This is a genomic window from Streptomyces sp. NPDC054840, from assembly GCF_053611065.1.
Genome location: NZ_JBSGZP010000881.1, coordinates 1 through 2,482 on the forward strand (window position 1 = coordinate 1; position 2,482 = coordinate 2,482).

General features: G+C 73.0%; 4 protein-coding genes. All 4 read right to left on the reverse strand.

Translation table 11 applies throughout. The features are described 5' to 3' along the window. Positions 1-132: 132 nt before the first annotated feature. Positions 133-654 (reverse strand): SixA phosphatase family protein, encoded by a 522-nt coding sequence (locus tag ACWGIU_RS35415; protein WP_453712198.1) that lies wholly within the window; start codon positions 652-654, stop codon positions 133-135. Positions 655-714: 60 nt separating this feature from the next. Beyond that, a complete protein-coding gene (locus ACWGIU_RS35420) occupies positions 715-945 on the reverse strand; it encodes a hypothetical protein (RefSeq protein WP_392596992.1) in 231 nt (76 codons plus the stop codon). Between the two features lie 169 nt (positions 946-1,114). Next, positions 1,115-1,234 (reverse strand): SGM_5486 family transporter-associated protein, encoded by a 120-nt coding sequence (locus tag ACWGIU_RS35425; RefSeq protein ID WP_252309064.1) that lies wholly within the window; start codon positions 1,232-1,234, stop codon positions 1,115-1,117. 5 nt (positions 1,235-1,239) lie between these two features. Next, positions 1,240-2,482, reverse strand: a 1,243-nt coding sequence (locus ACWGIU_RS35430; RefSeq protein WP_453712199.1) for a CynX/NimT family MFS transporter, incomplete at its 5' end; no start/stop codon positions are given.

Consider the following 2,482-nt stretch of genomic DNA (forward strand, 5'->3'; position numbering starts at 1 on the left):
GCCCGTCGGTGTCCGGGGCCGGCCCGCCGATGTACCGGGACGGCCGGTCTGCCGGGCCCGCCGATGTACCGGGACGGCCGGTCCGTCGGGACGGCCGGTCCGTCGGGACGGCCGGTCTGTCGGGACGGCCGGTCAGAGGCCCTTGGGGGTCCAGTACTCGAGCAGTGTGCCCACGCCGTGTTCCACGGACTTCCACGATCCGGTGAAGGAGATCACGGCGAGGGCCGCGGTCGGGAAACCCGTACGGGTCATACGCGTCAGGGTGTCGCCCTCCGCGCGCCCCGAGAGGGCGTCGGCGAGGGCGTGCATGCCGGGGTTGTGCCCGATGACGAGGAGGTCGGAGACATCTTCGGAGGTCTCGTTGAGCAGGGCGATGAGCTCGCCCAGCGAGGCGTCGTAGAGCCTCTCCTCGTAGTGGGTCTTCGGCCGGTGCGGCATCTCGTGGACGGCGAGCTTCCAGGTCTCCCGGGTGCGGGCGGCGGTGGAGCACAGGGCCAGGTCGAAGACGATGCCGGTTGCGGCGAGCTTCAGACCGACGGCCGGCGCGTCCTTGCGGCCTCGTTCCGCGAGCGGGCGATCGTGGTCGGACACCTCGGGCCAGTCGGCCTTGGCGTGCCGGAGGAGGGCGATCCTGCGGGGTGTGTCGGCGCTCATGACTCCCAGCTTCGCATGAAACGAGCCACGGGGCGCAGGGTGTTGAGGGAGCGCGGGAGGTCAGCCGACGGCGCGCAGGAGCTGCTCGGCGACCTGGACCAGGCCCGAGGCCTCGCCGGTGGCCGCATGGGCCTCACCGGATCCGGCGAGGAGCAGCAGCAGGAGCCCGAAGGCGAGCGCGGGCAGGGCCAGTGCCCACCAGTGCAGCCGGGTGCCGACGGCGGTGGTGGCGCGGGCCCGGGGGCCGGACGGGCCCGGCGGGAGGGGCCTGAGATGCGTGGGGGCCGACATGGCCGCCTCCGTGGGTGTGGACCGGACTGACTCGCTGCCTACGAATCTATGGATCCGGAGCAGTGGTTCCCATCCGGGGCACACCCCACTTCACCCTGAGCCTGACCCCCTAGGGGTGGTGGGGTTACCCCCCCGCCCCCTGGATTCCGCTCTCTCGGGGAGGCCGCCTTCAGGGGGAGGCGATCGTCGCGATGACGGAGATGATCACGGTCACGGCGAGGAACGCGCCGAGCACGAGGCCGAGCTTCTTGCGGCCGTCCTGCGGGTTCGGTTCAAGTACGGGCGACATGCCGGTCAGTCTCCCATGCCGCATTCGTCCTCGATCGTGCGGTCCCGCCCGGCGAGGATGCCCAGCGCGATCTGCGGCAGGAGCAGTCCGGCCATCAGGGCGAGCGGCAGGTCCCAGCCACCGCTGTGCTGGTAGAGGGCGCCGATGAGGAGGGGGCCGGGGATGGAGATGAGGTAGCCGGTGCTCTGGGCGAAGGCGGAGAGCCTGACCACGCCGGCCGGAGACTTGGCGCGGAGCCCGATGAGGGTGATGACGAGGGGGAAGGCGCAGTTGGAGATCCCGAGCAGCAGCGCCCAGGCCCAGGCACCGGCGGCGGGAGCGAAGTAGAGCCCGACGTAGCCGGTGAGGCCGAAGACGCCGAGGGTGACGGCGATGGCGCCCTGGTTCTTCATCCGGGCGGCGAGGCCGGGGATGACGAAGGCGAGCGGGACGCCCATGACCATGGTGACGGCGAGGAGCACTCCGGCGGTGGAGGCGGAGACCCCGGCGTCGCGGAAGATCTGCGGGAGCCAGCCCATGGTGATGTACGCCCCGGTGGCCTGGAGGCCGAAGTAGCAGGCCAGGGCCCAAGCGGTGCGGCTGCGGACGACCCGGGGGCCGGCCCCCGGGCCGGCGGGGCCGCCGGTGGCCCCGGCCCGGTCGGCGCGCCGGGAGGCACGGGCCAAGGGCAGCCAGGGCAGTACGGCGAGCAGGGCGAGTACGGCCCAGACCAGCAGGCCGGTGCGCCAGCTGCCGCCGAGCGCGTCGGTCAGCGGGACGGTCGCGGCGGCGGCGAGGGAGGTGCCTGCGGCCAGGGACATCGAGTACAGGCCGATCATGGTGCCGACCCGGTCCGGGAAGTACCGCTTGACGATCACCGGGAGCAGCACGTTGGTGAGGGCTATGCCGGCCAGCGACAGGGCGCTGGCGGCGAGGAAGCCGACGGCGCCGGTCGCGAAGGGCCGGAGGAACAGTCCGGTGGCGACCGCTGCCATGCCGGCGCAGACGACGGCGGCCGGACCGAAGCGGCGGGAGAGCCGGGGTGCGGTGACGCCGAAGACGGCGAAGCAGAGGGCGGGGACCGAGGTGATCAGTCCGGCGACGGTGCCGCTCATGCCGAGGCCCGTGCGGGTCTCCTCGAAGAGGGCGCCGAGGCTGGTGATGGCGGGCCGCAGGTTGAGGGCGGCCAGCACGATACCGACGATGAGCACCGGGCCGAGCCAGGTCGGCTGCGCCGTTGCTCGCGGGTCGGCGGCCGTGGCGCCGGCC

What these genes read in the sequence shown, in the direction of transcription:
- ACWGIU_RS35415 (WP_453712198.1), bottom strand. Translation starts at nt 654, where the DNA reads ATGAGCGCCGACACACCCCGCAGGATCGCCCTCCTCCGGCACGCCAAG.
- ACWGIU_RS35420 (WP_392596992.1), bottom strand. Translation starts at nt 945, where the DNA reads ATGTCGGCCCCCACGCATCTCAGGCCCCTCCCGCCGGGCCCGTCCGGC.
- ACWGIU_RS35425 (WP_252309064.1), bottom strand. Translation starts at nt 1,234, where the DNA reads ATGTCGCCCGTACTTGAACCGAACCCGCAGGACGGCCGCAAGAAGCTC.